This window comes from uncultured Winogradskyella sp. (assembly GCF_947498345.1).
Taxonomy (GTDB): domain Bacteria; phylum Bacteroidota; class Bacteroidia; order Flavobacteriales; family Flavobacteriaceae; genus Winogradskyella.
On record NZ_CANMJY010000014.1, the window covers coordinates 1 to 15871 of the forward strand.

Consider the following 15871-nt stretch of genomic DNA (forward strand, 5'->3'; position numbering starts at 1 on the left):
CTGGATTATCCTATGATCCCAATTATGTATCAAAATAAACTAAAATTCTCTTGCATTTTAGCTTAGTTCATTGTTGTACACAGTTTTTATTTTTTCATTAACTTTTTCAATTCATCATCGAAGAAGGAATTCAATTTTTTCGAGTTTTTAGTGTTTGTACTCATTAGCTTTTCTGTGTAATTCCTCACAGCTCGCCTAATCATTGTTGGCGATTTCTCCGAATGTTCGTTAAGTGCTTTATTTACGTGTCCACAAATGTCTTTTGGCATATGATAACTTAAGTTAATACCTAAAAGACTTGGAAAAACTTCTTTAAACATATTATCAATTTCCTTTTTCTTTGGTGCCATTGCTATGTAATTAAAAAGAAAATCAGAACGCATATAACAGTTTATATTGAACCGTGAACCGAATACATCTTGGATAGCTTGATAAGTATATATGTCTTTTGAAAGCCACCAAGTTTTGTACCCAAAAACACTCTTTCTGTCTTCTTCTTTATTAATTTCTCTTTGCTTATATACCATAAGCATTAAATTGGCATCTGTTGCTGCACGTTCTTTCGAGTTTTTCATTTCAGTTAATTTCTCCGTTAACTGCTGTAAATCCTTATCGTCAATTTGTTTTTCAATTTTTGAAGTGTCTTCATATTTGATATGGAATTCATCGCTCAAAAATTCTTTTAAATCACGATGAGCGTTATATAAATTTGGATGTGCAAAATTGTCGATGAAATCATTGAACTTTTTAACATTACCTCTACTTTTCGAATAAAAATAAGCTCTTATTAATATTTCATCCACATACATTGTATTGATTTCATTTTCAAGATAGAAATCCTCAACGTTTTTGTACATCGTTTTATATTTATGACGAATCATACCAAAATGATTTACTAATTCATCTAAAATAGTTTCGTTAATTGTTAACTGAACACCAGAAATATATGCTCCTTCTAATAAACTCCAATATCTTCTTTTTGAAGGCTCTAAATGAATTTCAGATAAGGCAGGAATCAAAATAGAAGTACCAACATAAATTTTTAATTGTGAAGCTAATTTTTGGAATGCACTTGCTAAATGTGGGTCCCAACGAAGCATAAACATCATATTATATGTATATGATAATCGCTTTAAATATTCATTTTGTTCAGATGTACCATTATATGCAATATTTCGAATTGTCATTAAAAGAGCTTTTTTAACACTCTCTTTATTATCCATTTTAATATGACTATCGTCCACCACCTGTCCAACTATTTCCGGTAAAGCAACTTCAAGAATCTCTCTACTTTGACCGTCAATAATAAAAGATGAAAATTCTATTCCTTGCTTATGATATATATGGTGAACTGTAGTTTCTATCAATGAAAGAACATTTGTTGCTTTTACATTTTCATCTTTTAAATATTTCTTTAGCTGTTCTAAAGTTTGTTCTTTAAATGAATTGTGAATATGTGTTTCTTCAATATCTCTTTCGTGAAGAATTAATCTTGTTTGATAAGGAAGGCAATAGGCATCTTCTTTCGAATGATAGTTTATTTGCTTTGGTTTTGATGATAGAACACCTAATTGTTTTTCGATAGTAGCATAAACAGATTTTGGATTGAATTTTACATATTGAGCAACATCTTGTTTTATCTGTTCTAAATTTTTAAAAGTTTTTGTTTCTGAAGCAGTTCCTTCTAAAGCGTAAAGTATCAAACTGTCAGCAAGTTTTTCTTCTATTTCATCGTTGTTATTTTTTGAATTAAATTGCTGACGCATAAACACATATAACCTCGGGTCTTTTATGTAGTTACCAACAATGTATTCATTTTGAGGTTTCCTAAATTGATGAATATTACTTTCAATGTATGAATTGTATAATTGGATTAGTCTTTCATCATTCGTTACGTTACTTGCAAACCATTCTACATCATAAATTGTCAGATTGATTTGGTTAGTCTTTATAAAATTATCCTCAATTGTATTTTTTTGGTTAACCTTTCTGCCAGTAACATAAATTAAGCGGTCAACATTTACATCATTCATAACCAGCTTTTCAATCGAGCCTTGAATTTTCTTTTCGTAACCAAGTTCAGTTGATATTTGGTAAATAAAAGTAGGATGAGTAGAGCGAGAATAGACTTTTAAACTTCCGTCAATTCCCTTGTCTTTTGTTCCACCAACAGGAATAAATTCATCGCCTAAAACTTGGCTTAAAAATGAATGTGCGAATTCCTCAAATATTTCGCCTCTCCCAAACTCAGATAGAGCGTACTTAAATTCTTCTTTATTGATTGTTAATTCCATAAATTCAATGTTCCTGAGGTTTTTCGCAAATTGTGTACAACTTAGTGATATGAGTCTGTTTTAATGACTTATAGCTGTCGTTAAGCGAAGTTAGAGTTTTATAACTACGTTAGCAATACGTAGAACTACGTATTTTTAAAGAATAATCTTAGTATTTTACTTTGTCTTAATAATTTATTGCCAGGTATTGGTCTTACTTTTAGCAATCAATTGCTTTAAGACCTCTAAATCGATATCTACTAATTTATTAACATAAAGGCAACCTCTACCCCATTTGCACTTGCCGAGTTGCGATGTTAATTCTTGTTCTTTATCAATATCAAAAGTGAGGTAAATGGTGAGTTTAGATTTTCGCGGTGCAAAGCCCACATTAAACCATTCAAATTCTTCATTACCGTTTTTCCGTTTGTATTTGTATTTACCAAAGCCCACAATAAAGTTATCTCCCCAAATTTTAGGTTTATGTCCTGTTATATCAGACATTATTTTTATTAAAGTGTTACTATCATTACGCTTGGTATCGTTTTCTATTTGGTCTATAAAATCCAAAACGCTCTTGTTCGTTTCTTGGGTTGCTAGTCCTGCCATGATATTTTATTTAGAATAACTTTAAAGATAATATATTTGAATTTAGATATAACTTCGACTGCGCACAGTCTGACATTTTCGATATTTTTGTATTCTAATTTTCTAACATTTGAAACTCAACGCCTCAGAACTCAAAAGCTTTTTAGACGAAAAGGTCAACCTCTATAACAATCCAAAGTTTATTGAGAGCGACCCCATACAAGTACCACATCAATTTTCTAAAAAAGAGGATATTGAGATTGCCGGGTTTTTAACAGCTACTATAGCTTGGGGTAATCGTAAAAGCATTATTAAAAATGCCAATCGCATGATGGAGTTATTAGACCACTCCCCTTTTGAGTTTGTGACACAACATCAAGATGCGGATTTAGAAACTTTACAATCTTTTGTTCATCGCACGTTTAACGGTGACGATTTTAAACAGTTTATAAAAAGCTTGCAACATATCTATAACAAACATGGAGGATTAGAAACTGTTTTTGCAAAACACGCAGAACAGAATGCTTTACAAACTAGTATACATGAGTTTAAAAAGATATTCTTTGAAGTACCGCATTTAGAACGCACCAAAAAGCATGTTAGTGATCCTTTAAAAAATTCTGCTGCTAAACGCATCAACATGTATCTACGCTGGATGGTACGCCAAGATCATGCAGGAGTGGACTTTGGTATTTGGAAAAGCCTATTGCCTGCTCAACTCAGTTGCCCTTTAGATGTACATTCTGGTAATGTAGCTCGTAAACTTGGTTTATTAAAACGCAAACAAAATGATGGTAAAGCTTTAGCGGAATTAGATAACAACTTACGTCAACTAGATCCAAATGACCCTGTGAAATATGATTTTGCTTTATTTGGTTTGGGTGTTTTTGAAGGATTCTAAAATAAGAGTTGCATTTGCTATCTTTATAACATACAAATCTAACGTCAGTTCTAGTGGTTTTTGCAAAGCAAAAATTGTATTGAGAACTGGTTATTTAAAAACCACCTCTTATTCTCGATAAAAATTTCAGAATTTTCAATTCTAAAATTCACTCGAATTGATGAGGCTCAACTAAAAAAAATGAAATTACGTTTTACATTACTGCTAGCGCTTTGCATCTCATTTAGCTTTTCACAAGACTTAAAAACACCATTAGATACGGCTTACGTTACAACTAACTCAATCACCATAAAAGGTAAACAAGTCAACTATAAAGCCGAAACTGGTTTTCAACCTGTTTGGGATGCTGATGGTAAAATAATAGCCTCATTGTACTATACCTATTACAAACGCACTAATGATCCTAAAGACAATAAACGACCAATCATTTATTCGTTTAATGGTGGACCAGGTTCTGCTTCCGTTTGGATGCATATTGCCTATACTGGTCCTAAAATTCTAAAAATTGATAATGAAGGCTATCCTGTACAACCCTATGGTGTTAAGGATAATCCTAACTCTATTTTAGATGTAGCAGATATTGTATTTATAAATCCTGTAAATACAGGCTACTCTCGTAAAGTTGCAGATAAGGATGGTAAAATGCCAGATGATAAACTTTTCTTTGGTGTCAATGCAGATATTAAATACTTAGCGAGTTGGATGAATACATTTACAACTCGTCATAACCGCTGGGAATCACCAAAATATATTATTGGTGAAAGTTATGGAGGTACTCGGGTTATGGGCTTATCCTTGGAGCTTCAAAATAGTCAATGGATGTATCTTAATGGTGTAATCTTAGTTTCACCAGCAGATTACAAGGTACTGCGTGTTGGAGGTCCAGTATCGTCGAGTTTAAATTTGCCATACTATACAGCTGCTGCCTGGTATCATAAAGCTTTATCACTAGAACTTCAAAATAAAGACCTCTTAGATATTTTACCTGAAGCCGAAGATTTTGCAGTGAATAAACTTATGCCTGCCATTGCTAAAGGTGGTTTTATTTCTGAAACTGAAAAAAAATCCATTGCCAAACAAATGAGTTATTATTCTGGGTTGTCTGAAAAAGTAATTCTTCAGATGAATTTGGATGTACCGAATCGTTTCTTTTGGAAAGAACTATTGAGAGACAAAACTGGTGAAACTATTGGTCGTTTAGACTCAAGATACATTGGTATTGATAGAGTTGAAACAGGTTCTAGCCCAGATTATAGTGCAGAACTCACCTCGTGGTTGCATTCTTTTACTCCTGCTATAAATTATTATATTCAAAATGAATTAGGCTTTAAAACCGATGTAAAGTATAATGTCTTTGGTAATGTTGGTAATTGGGACAGAACCAATGATAATACACGCGAAAATCTTAGACAGGCTATGGCTCAGAATCCATACCTTAAGGTGATGACACAATCTGGTTATTATGATGGTGCTACTACTTATTTTTCAGCAAAATACTCGCAATGGCAAATAGACCCAAGCGGAAAAATGAAAAACCGCTTTTCGTTTAAAGGTTATAGAAGTGGTCATATGATGTATTTGCGAAATGAAGATCTGATTAAAGCTAATGATGATTTGCGAGAGTTTATTAAGAACTCATCATCAAATGGTAAAGCGGCAAAGTACTAATTTAATAAATGGGTGAAATCATTGCCGAATTTATTGCACATGTCGTGCTCAACTATATAGGAGGTACGATACGTTGACTTTTTGGGATAACATGGAGAACATTATTCAATACACCTAAGTATAAATATAGAGAATACATTTATGGGCCAGATGAATTTGATCATTACGACTCCGCTCATGGATGTATTAATATTGTTATTGTTATTGGGTTTATATTCCTGGTATTATATATAATTTTTGAAATATAAAAAAGGCTTCCAAAACTGGAAGCCTTTTATCATATTACTGCATTCGCAGTAATAAATTATCCTTTTAACCAAGATGCTCGTAATGCTTTTTGTGCATCAGTTGCATTTTCATCTTCCACTAAAGACTCGCTTATAGCTGTTGCCTTTTCTAACTTACCTTCTAAGTTAATCGTTTCACCATTACGCTCTAACTCCAGACTATAATCTTGTCCAGGTTGCCATCCAAGCATACCTCCAATCACTTGCTGTGCATTTTGTAAGGTTAAGTCCTTCCCATTTACTTTCTTAATGACATCACCAGCTTGTACTCCTTGAGAAGCCCAAAACGAGTTCTTTAATACCATTGGCGAGAAGAAAATAGTGCCTTTTTCCTGGTCACCATCAAAGATGATATTCTGTCCGCCAGCAAAAATGTAATTTGTATCTACTTCTGTTTGACCTAATGTTAATCCTACTTTTTTGAAGAATTCATTGTAATCAATTGGTACGTCACCAACTACATGTGTATTTAAGAACTCTCCAACACTTGGATACGTCATTGCTGTAATCTCGGCAATGATATCATCATCTACAAATGGTTTTTCTCTACCATATTTTGCAGAAAGCTCTTTCATCAATGATAACATGCTTCTATTACCATTACTTTCTTCGCGCATTAAAATATCGATACACATACCAATTAATGCACCTTTCATATATACATTATAATAATTAGAAGCATAAGGCTCTTCTAATACATTTTCACTCATAATAGTGAAACTCATAGCATCGTCTAAATTCTTAGAAGTTGCTATCTTTTGCATAATCGTATTATAAAACGCACTTGGCTCAACTAAATCTTTATACACTTGGAAGTGTTGAGCAAAATATTCTGTAACACCTTCATACATCCATAAATGCTTAGAAAATGTTGGTTGGTTATAATCAAAATAGTGTACATCTTCTGAATGTACAGACAATGGAGTTACGATATGAAAGAACTCATGTGCCACAACATCTATAATAGAACTCGCTAAACCTTCTTTACTTGAAGATTCTGGTAAAACTACTACAGTAGAGGTATGATGTTCTAAAGCTCCCATTCCTTTTGGTGCTGTATCAGAACCATCAGATAAATACAAGTAAATATCATAGCGTGCTGTACTGTTTACATCACCCAGATACTCTTTCTGAGCTTGCATCATTTTATAAACCGTTTCTTTTTGACTTGCTGCAGTGTGTACTTTATTTGGCGAGTACACACTCAATACAATCTTAATATCACCAACCATAAATTCTTCAACGTCTAATTTTCCGTACATCATCGGATTGTCAGTAATATCAAAGTAGCGTTCTGCGAAATAACTACTTGTTATGGCTGTACCATCAGCACTAGACTTCATACCTCTGTCTTGTAAAGCAGAAGTTCTCACAAACGTTGCTGGTGCAGTAACATCCAAGGTGTATTGATTTTTCTTTAAAGAATCAAAATACCCTATAAAACCGTGAAGATTTAATACATAGTTGTCTTCTTCAATATTGGTACCTGCTGGAGAGAACGGGTTTTCACCACCAATGCCACCAGTAGATTCAATATCAAAAGTATCATTAACATAATACACTAACTTATCTAACTTAGTCGCATCAGCTATCGTCCAAGTGTTGGTGTCAACATTAGTGACTTCAAGCTCATTTCCATCATAATCAAGGGCTTTCATATCATCAACGTACTTTCCAAAATCACTTACAGAATATGTACCTTGTACTACTCTTGGTAATCTATAGGTTACCGTCTCTGTAGTAAATCGACCAGGGTTAATTGTCACTGGGACTCTATCGTCAACGACAGCTGTTAAATCTAATGCTGTTTCAATAGGATTGCTCACCGCTAAATCATCTGCTTTTGGCTTAGCTGAACCACAGCTTACCATAATTACGCCTAAGCCAAGAATGGCTAAATAATTTTTCATGTTTTTGTGTTTAGTTTTCTCTGTTCTCGAGATTTATAATCCGAATATTAATTCGAAATAGTTATGTTAATACTTAGATTTCCAATGGTATATACCATAGGTTATCCACTTGTCGCACAAAACTACAATCTGTTACCGCTTTAAATCTAAAGGTTTTGTTAAATTCGCACTATGTTGCAAGTCCTTATTAGCATATTAATCCCTTTTAAGAATACTGAAGCTTATATTTCTGAATGTATCACATCAATAATTAATCAGAGTTATACCAATTGGGAGGCCATTTTTATAGATGACAATTCTGAGGATTTATCTAATACTATTGTTGAAGATTTTCATTTTAAAGATCATAGAATACGGCTGTTAAAAAATGAAGGAAATGGTATTATTCAGGCGCTTCAAACCGCTTTTTCTCATTGTAAAGGCACATACATAACCCGAATGGATAGTGATGATATTATGACTTCTAATCGACTTGAAGTAATGCTAAATAGTTTGTTAGAGCGTGGTAGAAATCATTTAGCTGTTGGACAAGTAAAATACTTTAGAGCTGATGGTGTAAGTGATGGATATTCGCGTTATGAAGCCTGGATTAATAAACTTACTGAAATTGGAAGTAACTATTCTGAAATCTATAAAGAATGTGTAATTCCTTCACCTTGCTGGATGCTGCATCGTGAAGACTTTATAGCTTGTGAAGGTTTTAATCCTAATCGTTATCCCGAAGATTATGATCTTACCTTTAGGTTTTATAGATCTGGATATACTTGTATTCCATGTGATAAGATCCTACTCTACTGGCGCGATTACAACACGCGGACTTCTAGAACTCATAAGCATTATGCAATAAATTACTTTTTAGATATTAAAGCACATTACTTTTTAGAATTAGACTATGATTCAAACAGACCTCTAACTATTTGGGGAGCTGGCAATAAAGGCAAAACTGTTGCAAAGCTATTAATTGAAAAAAGAATACCCTTTTACTGGATTTGTGATAACAAAAAGAAGATAGGAAAGGATATTTATGGAAAAGAGCTTTTAAATTTTAATCATTTAGCTCAGCTTTATCAACCACAAAGTATTGTTACAGTTGCCAATGAAGATTCGCAAAAGGAGATACGAGACTATTTTAAGCAACAGAATATGCAATCCATGAGTGATTATTTCTTTTTCTGTTAAATTTCTCAAAAGCTAAATACTCTTATCGTTTAGCATTTTCTATATTTGAACTCAATAATAATCCTACCATAAAGGAATGCATTTTAAAAATCCAGAATTACTTTACTCACTATTTTTACTGGTTATTCCTATTCTCATTCATTTGTTTCAATTACGCCGTTTTCAAAAAATTCAGTTTACCAATGTAAAGTTTCTAAAAGCCGTAAAACTGCAGACGCGTAAGAGTTCTCAATTAAAAAAATGGCTAACATTATTATCGCGAATGTTACTTTTAGCTTGCGCTATAATTGCCTTTGCACAACCCTATATTCCAAATACAGAAGATTTTAATGAGGCACAGGAAACCGTCATTTATTTAGATAATTCTTATAGTATGCAGGCCAAAGGTAAAAATGGTACGCTGTTAAATGAAGCCATACAAGATATCATTAATACCTTGCCTGAAGACGAACAAATAAATCTTTTTACCAATAATCAAACTTTTAGAACTACTACAGTTAAAGCTCTTAAAAATGATTTAATTCAATTAGAGTATTCACCAACGCAACTCAACTATGATGCTTTATATTTAAAAGGGAAACAGTTGTTCTCTAAAAATAATGCCACCACCAAAAACCTGGTTTTAGTTTCCGATTTTCAACAAAATAGTAATCTAATAACTTATGAAACCGATAGCATAGTTCAATTAAAATTAGTACAGCCAAAATCATCTTTAGTTGCAAATGTGAGTATTGATAGTGTTTATGTAGACAATGCCAGTGCTGAGTCCTTAAATTTAAAGGTGTTACTCTCTAACCAAGGTGAAAGATTAAAAAATGTAACTATTTCTTTATTTAACGATGATGTTTTATTAACTAAAAGTGCAGTTGACATTGAAGATAAAGCAGAGACTACATTTACTATATCTAACAATAGTGTTATAAATGGAAGAATAGTATTGGAAGATGTTGGTTTGCAGTACGATAATGTGCTTTATTTTAACATTAATTCAAAACCAAAGATCAAGGTACTAAGCATAAATGAAACTGCTGATGATTCTTTCTTAAAACGGATATATACTAATGATGAATTTGATTATAAAAGCTTTAAGTTAAATGCATTGAATTTTAATTTAATTCCAGATCAAAATTTAATTGTGCTTAATGAGTTAGAAACAATTTCTAATGCTTTAAGAATTGCACTTCAAGACTTTAGCCTAGACAGTGGGCATATATTAATTATTCCTTCAAATAAATCTACATTAAGCTCTTATACTCTTTTATTTAAGAATATTAATACTCAAACTTTAATTGATACTGATACTAGTCCAAAGCGAATTACTACCATAAATTACAATCACCCTCTTTTGGCCAATGCTTTTTATTCTAAAGTTACTAATTTTCAATATCCAAAAGTGGAAGCATCATACCGCTTTACATCACCTAAAAATGCGGTATTATCTTATGAAGATGGTACACCTTTCCTCGTAGGAACCTCCAATGCTTTTGTATTTGCTTCGGCATTAAATAAACAAATTTCAAATTTCAAAAACTCACCCTTAATTGTTCCTGTATTATATAATATTGGAAAGCAAAGTCTAAAATTATCGCAGCTATATTATACCATTGGAAAACCTAACACTATAGCTATCAATGCTGTTTTAGGACAAGACGATATATTAACATTAAGTTCTGTTGAAACTTCTGTTATTCCGCTTCAAAAAACATTTAGTAAATCTGTGGTGTTAGAAACTGAAGATTATCCAAATACCGCAGGAATTTTAACTGTCAAGAATAAGACTGAAGTATTACAAAACCTAAGTTTTAATTTTAATCGTAGTGAAAGTAATTTAAACTACCATAATCTAAAAAATACGTCCAATAGTATTGTAAGTGAAAGTTTAGCTACAACAATAAACGATATAAAAAGTAATAGAAGTATTAATGCGTTATGGAAATGGTTTGTTATTTTTGCGCTAGTATTTTTAATTATAGAGATACTTCTACTAAAATATCTTAAATGAACGCACTCATAAAATCTGCCACCATTGTTGATTCTAAAAGTGATTTTCACAACCAAAAGGTTGATATTTTAATTGAAAAAGGGCGTATTGCTAAGATTTCTAAACGCATTTCTAATCCTAATAATTACAGAGAAATAAAACTAGATAACCTACATGTGTCCCAAGGTTGGTTTGATAGTAGTGTATCTTTTGGTGAACCAGGCTATGAAGAACGTGAAACCATTGATAATGGTTTAAAAACAGCAGCACAATCCGGGTTTACAGCAGTGGCTTTAAACGCCAATTCTAATCCGGTAATTGACAGTTATGCAGATATTACATTTGTAAAATCTAAAGCCCAGAATAAAGCGACTAGCCTCTATCCTATCGGAGCATTGACCAAAGCAAGTAATGGTAAAGATTTAGCAGAGCTTTACGATATGAGAAGCGCTGGTGCTATAGCTTTTTACGATTATCAAAACCCCATATGCAATCCCAATTTAATGAAGATTGCGCTACAATACACAAACAATTTTGATGGCTTAGTTTGTTCATTTCCACAAGAGTCTAAAATATCAGGAAATGGTGTAGTCAATGAGCACATTAATAGTACAAGATTGGGATTAAAAGGAAATCCTGCTTTAGCTGAAGAGCTTCAAGTAACACGAGATTTGTTTCTATTAGAATATACAGAAGGAAAACTCCACATTCCAACCATATCAACTGCAAAATCTGTAGAATTGATAAGAGCTGCTAAAGCAAAGAAACAAAATGTATCATGTAGCGTCGCCATCCACAACTTAGTATTAACAGATGATGCCTTAGAAGGTTTTGATACCAGATATAAAGTTCTACCTCCTTTGCGAACGCAAACCGATTGTAGAGCACTTATTGAAGGCTTAAAAGATGGTACTATTGATATGGTTACAACAGATCATAATCCAATAGATATAGAGGATAAAAAAATAGAGTTCGATTATGCTAAATACGGTACTATTGGTTTAGAATCGGCTTTTGGAGCGCTTCAAACAATATTCACTACTAAGAAAGCTATAAGCCTGCTAAGTCAAGGGAAATCTAGATTTGGTGTTATGGAAACTTCAGTAAATGAAGGTGAAATTGCAGATTTAAGTTTATTTAATCCAGATGTAGAATACCAATTTAGTAAATCTAATGTTACTTCAAGGTCTAAAAACAGTGCCTTCCTTGGAATGCATTTAAAAGGGAAATCTTATGGTATTGTAGCCAATAATAAAATTGTTTTAAAGTCATGAATCAGAATATAGTTGACGAAGGTAAAACTTTAGGAATTGTTGCATATTTAACGCTATTTGGCACTTTGATTGCCTTTTTTATGAATCAGGATAAAAATAATCCTTTTACAGCTTTTCATACAAGACAAGCACTTGGCCTTGGTTTATTGTATTTAATGATTGCATTTGTTGTAAGTAGCTTTGATAGTATGAATATAAGTATGGCATTTTGGCTGTTTTTTTCTGTTTTATATCTCTATGGTATTTTTGGAGCCATTACCGGGAAGACAAACAAGATTCCATTACTTGGTGATATTTTTCAGAATGTCTTTAAGAATATTGGTCAATAAGTATGGCAAATTTGCATTATATAACCAGACCATCATCACTAAAAAACAACGCTTCACTTCTTATAATGTGTCATGGTTACGGAAGTGACGAAAATGATTTATTTTCTTTTGCTTCAGAATTGCCAGAAGAGTTATTTATTATTTCTCTAAGAGCACCATATCCAATGCAACCGTTTGGTAATGCATGGTATGCTATAAACTTTGATGCAGTGCAAGGTAAATGGAGTGATGATGTACAAGCGAAGCATTCTGTTGATCTAATTTCTGTGTTTATTGATTATGCCTGCAAGACCTATCCTGTAAATATGGAGAACATAACACTCCTGGGCTTTAGTCAAGGTACAATATTAAGTTATGCTGTAGCACTTACCTATCCTAAAAAAGTTAAAAATATTATAGCTCTAAGTGGCTATATTAATGAAGGTATTTTACCCGATATGATTGAAGAGAATACAGTTTCGCATTTAAACTTCTTTTGTTCTCATGGTACTGTTGATCAGGTCATTCCTGTAGATTGGGCAAGAAAAACTCCTGGTTTTTTGGAAGCTTTAGGTGTTAATCATATTTATAAAGAATATCCTGTTGGCCATGGAGTTGCACCACAAAATTTTTATGACCTTAAAGCTTGGTTAAGTCAATATATCTAGTCAAATTTTGGGTACATAAAATATTCGGCTAATTTATACTTTAAATTATGGTTTTCATCAATATCGTATGTCACAAAAATTTCCCCCCAATGTTGGCCATCAGTAAAGTTGGCAACTATCCATCTATGATTTAAGATACGTATTTTATTAATTAACAACTTAGAATCTGTCATTGACACAAACGGCACAATAGGATGCTCCTCACCTTCATAATTGTTCATATTATAAAGTCCTTCAGTAATTGCGGCAATAAGTTCATCAGCATTGTAGCCCTGAGTAATAAAATAATCTAAAGCATTGTCATTGCGATCTATATTAAAGTAATTAAGTTCGAAATTCTGCTCTTCTAAACCAGCAATAGTTTTTTTTTGTTCAGCCATTGTGGCTTTATAACTTGAAATATCTTTTTCGTATTTATCAATTATACTTTTTGAATTGACATATTGAAAAATAATCAACAATGCAGAAAAAATAAACAGGTACATAAAAACTCTACTCTTCATATCTTAAATGGTAATTTGTAAGTTATCGTATGCCAGAAAAACGTTGCCTGGCAACTTTTGTTGTACATCATCATGAAACCCTAAAAGATGACTAATATGTGTTAAATATGCGCGCTTAGGTTTTACTTTTTCAATAAATGCCAAAGCTTCTTCCAGATTAAAATGCGATATATGTGGTTTTTCTCTAAGCGCATTAATCACCAGGACTTCAAGATTATTAAGTTTTTCAGCTTCTTCATCTGGTACAGTCTTCATATCTGTGAGATAGGCAAAATCTTTAAATCGAAATCCAAACACCTGAAGCTTATGATGTAGCCCATCTATAGGTATAATCTCTATACCCCCTGCTTTAAAAGGTTTATTCTCAATTTGGTGTTTAATTACACTTGGCACACCTGGGTACTTTTGTTGGGTAGTAAAAATATAATCGAATCGTTTTTCTAAGGCTTCAAAAACACGTTTATGTGCATATAAATCAATATCTCCTTGTTTAAAGAAAAATGGACGTATATCATCCAGACCCATAGTGTGATCTGCATGTTCATGAGTGAAAATTATACCATCAATTTTAGTACAATTAGCACGCAACATTTGCTGTCTAAAATCTGGTCCGCAATCAACAACATATGAAAAATTATTCCATTCAACCAGAATAGAAACACGTAAGCGTTTATCTTTTGGATTATCACTTAAACACACTGGATGTGTGCTTCCAATTATCGGAATTCCCTGAGAGGTTCCTGTGCCTAAAAACGTAATTTTCAACCGCAATAAGTTTAAAACAAAAATAAGTTTATTTTTTTGTTTGCCATGCTAATTTAATACCTTTGTTAAGCGAGTTAATCCCAGACGCTATGAAAGATATTACATATACAGGAGATACGGAATTTGAGAATATTCCCTCAATAACGGATAAGGCTTTACGTATTAATCTTAACAAAGATATTTATGGTACGTTTGCCGAAATAGGCGCAGGTCAGGAAACTGTACGACAATTTTTTAGAGCTGGTGGTGCATCTGGTACAATTGCAAAAACTATGTCGGCTTATGACAAGGATTTTAGTGATGCAATTTATGGTATTGAAAATGATAAACGCTATGTAACAGAAGCGCGATTAAGAAAAATGCTTAATCACGAGGTTAACTTAATTGAGCATCGTATTACAAGAGATAAGCACCCAGACAAAATTTTCTTTACTTATGCTAATACAGTAGCCACTATTGACTTTGCTAAGAAATATAAAGGTCATGGTTGGGTTGGAATAAAATTTCAGGTTGAGCCAAATGCTGACTATAATGAAATAGTACTGCATATACGTTTTAAGGAAAATGATGCACGCTTGCAACAAGAAACTTTAGGTAAGCTAGGAACTAACTTAATATATGGCGCGTTTTACAAGTATAATCAACCACGTAAATTATTACGTTATTTATATGATCACCTTCACAAAGATCAGCTAGAGATTGATACTATAAATTTTGACGGACCTGTTTTTAAGGACGTAGACAACCGTTTAATGAGTTTACAACTGGTAAAAAACGGTATGACCGATGCCGTTATGTTTGCACCAGATGGTAATAATGTACTTCCGGCACGTGTACTTTACAAAAAAAATATTCTTGCTTTAAGAGGGAGTTTTAGACCTGTTACTAAGGTAAATATGGATATGTATGAGAAGTCATACGAAATGTTTATCAAAGAAAATAAAGTAGATAAGGATAAAACTCAGGTGATTTTTGAAATCACCTTGTCTAATCTTAGAGCTGAAGGAGAAATTGATGAGCAAGATTTTATGGATCGTGCTAAACTACTATGCTCTTTAGGGCAAACGGTTTTAATTTCTAATTTTCAAGAGTATTATAAGCTGGTTGAATATTTCTCTCAATATACACGAAGTAGAATGGGATTAGCCATGGGTGTAAATAATTTAGTAGACATCTTTGACGAAAAGTATTACCGTCATTTAAGTGGTGGAATTTTAGAAGCCTTCGGTAAATTATTCTATAAAGATTTACGTGTATACCTGTATCCTATGCAAAATGAAGATGGCAGCCTAACCACTAGCGAAAATCTTAAAGTACATCCACGTATGAAAGAGCTCTATAAATTCTTTAAATACAATGGAAAAGTCGTTGACATAACAGAGTTTGACACCTCTAACCTAACCGTATTCTCCAGAACCGTCTTAAAAATGATTGCTAAAGGAGAAGATGGATGGGAAGAAATGTTGCCAGAAGGTGTCGCTAAGCTTATTAAGGAAAAGAGTTTATTTGGATGCGAATCTGAAGAAGTAATGCATAAATAAAATTGTAAAATACGATTACAAAAAA

13 protein-coding genes are annotated in these 15871 nt (G+C 32.7%); 8 read left to right on the forward strand and 5 right to left on the reverse strand.

Annotated features, from left to right (window positions below):
- Nucleotides 1-86: 86 nt before the first annotated feature.
- Together Q0912_RS16035 and Q0912_RS16040 are read right to left on the reverse strand one after the other, a co-directional pair.
- Nucleotides 87-2294 (reverse strand): hypothetical protein, encoded by a 2208-nt coding sequence (locus Q0912_RS16035; RefSeq protein ID WP_299116990.1) that lies wholly within the window; start codon nt 2292-2294, stop codon nt 87-89.
- A gap of 174 nt (nt 2295-2468) precedes the next feature.
- Nucleotides 2469-2882: a DUF1801 domain-containing protein gene (locus Q0912_RS16040; protein ID WP_299116992.1), complete on the reverse strand. Its 414-nt coding sequence runs from the start codon at nt 2880-2882 to the stop codon at nt 2469-2471.
- 109 nt (nt 2883-2991) lie between these two features.
- Here Q0912_RS16040 and Q0912_RS16045 point away from each other — a divergent pair, with 109 nt between their 5' ends.
- Both Q0912_RS16045 and Q0912_RS16050 read left to right on the forward strand, forming a co-directional pair.
- Nucleotides 2992-3762, forward strand: a complete 771-nt coding sequence (locus Q0912_RS16045) for a TIGR02757 family protein (protein WP_299116994.1) — start codon at nt 2992-2994, stop codon at nt 3760-3762.
- A gap of 180 nt (nt 3763-3942) precedes the next feature.
- Complete coding sequence (locus Q0912_RS16050; protein WP_299116996.1) at nt 3943-5430, forward strand: carboxypeptidase; 1488 nt, start codon at nt 3943-3945, stop codon at nt 5428-5430.
- A 304-nt stretch (nt 5431-5734) separates the two neighbouring features.
- On the opposite strand, the gene Q0912_RS16055 is transcribed toward Q0912_RS16050, so the two are convergent.
- The gene (locus Q0912_RS16055; RefSeq protein ID WP_299116998.1) at nt 5735-7627 is read right to left on the reverse strand and encodes a peptidase M61; all 1893 of its coding nucleotides are present in this window, start codon (nt 7625-7627) and stop codon (nt 5735-5737) included.
- Between the two features lie 171 nt (nt 7628-7798).
- Here Q0912_RS16055 and Q0912_RS16060 point away from each other — a divergent pair, with 171 nt between their 5' ends.
- The 5 genes from Q0912_RS16060 to Q0912_RS16080 all read left to right on the forward strand — a co-directional run bounded on the left by Q0912_RS16060 (nt 7799) and on the right by Q0912_RS16080 (nt 13037).
- Nucleotides 7799-8806, forward strand: coding sequence for a glycosyltransferase family 2 protein (locus tag Q0912_RS16060; protein WP_299117000.1), 1008 nt, complete (start codon nt 7799-7801; stop codon nt 8804-8806).
- A 76-nt stretch (nt 8807-8882) separates the two neighbouring features.
- Nucleotides 8883-10808 (forward strand): BatA domain-containing protein, encoded by a 1926-nt coding sequence (locus Q0912_RS16065; RefSeq protein WP_299117002.1) that lies wholly within the window; start codon nt 8883-8885, stop codon nt 10806-10808.
- Complete coding sequence (locus Q0912_RS16070; protein ID WP_299117004.1) at nt 10805-12061, forward strand: dihydroorotase; 1257 nt, start codon at nt 10805-10807, stop codon at nt 12059-12061. Before Q0912_RS16065 ends, Q0912_RS16070 begins: the two co-directional genes overlap by 4 nt.
- Complete coding sequence (locus Q0912_RS16075; RefSeq protein ID WP_299117006.1) at nt 12058-12390, forward strand: hypothetical protein; 333 nt, start codon at nt 12058-12060, stop codon at nt 12388-12390. The genes Q0912_RS16070 and Q0912_RS16075 overlap by 4 nt, the downstream gene beginning before the upstream one ends.
- A gap of 2 nt (nt 12391-12392) precedes the next feature.
- Nucleotides 12393-13037, forward strand: a complete 645-nt coding sequence (locus Q0912_RS16080) for an alpha/beta fold hydrolase (protein WP_299117008.1) — start codon at nt 12393-12395, stop codon at nt 13035-13037.
- On the opposite strand, the gene Q0912_RS16085 is transcribed toward Q0912_RS16080, so the two are convergent.
- Both Q0912_RS16085 and Q0912_RS16090 read right to left on the reverse strand, forming a co-directional pair.
- On the reverse strand, nt 13034-13540 hold the full coding sequence (locus Q0912_RS16085; protein ID WP_299117010.1) for a hydrolase: 507 nt from the start codon (nt 13538-13540) through the stop codon (nt 13034-13036). The two genes, Q0912_RS16080 and Q0912_RS16085, sit on opposite strands and share 4 nt — an antisense overlap.
- 3 nt (nt 13541-13543) lie before the next feature.
- On the reverse strand, nt 13544-14305 hold the full coding sequence (locus Q0912_RS16090; RefSeq protein ID WP_299117012.1) for an MBL fold metallo-hydrolase: 762 nt from the start codon (nt 14303-14305) through the stop codon (nt 13544-13546).
- An 89-nt stretch (nt 14306-14394) separates the two neighbouring features.
- Here Q0912_RS16090 and Q0912_RS16095 point away from each other — a divergent pair, with 89 nt between their 5' ends.
- Nucleotides 14395-15846, forward strand: coding sequence for a TonB-dependent receptor (locus tag Q0912_RS16095; RefSeq protein ID WP_299117013.1), 1452 nt, complete (start codon nt 14395-14397; stop codon nt 15844-15846).
- The last annotated feature ends 25 nt before the right edge of the window (nt 15847-15871 follow it).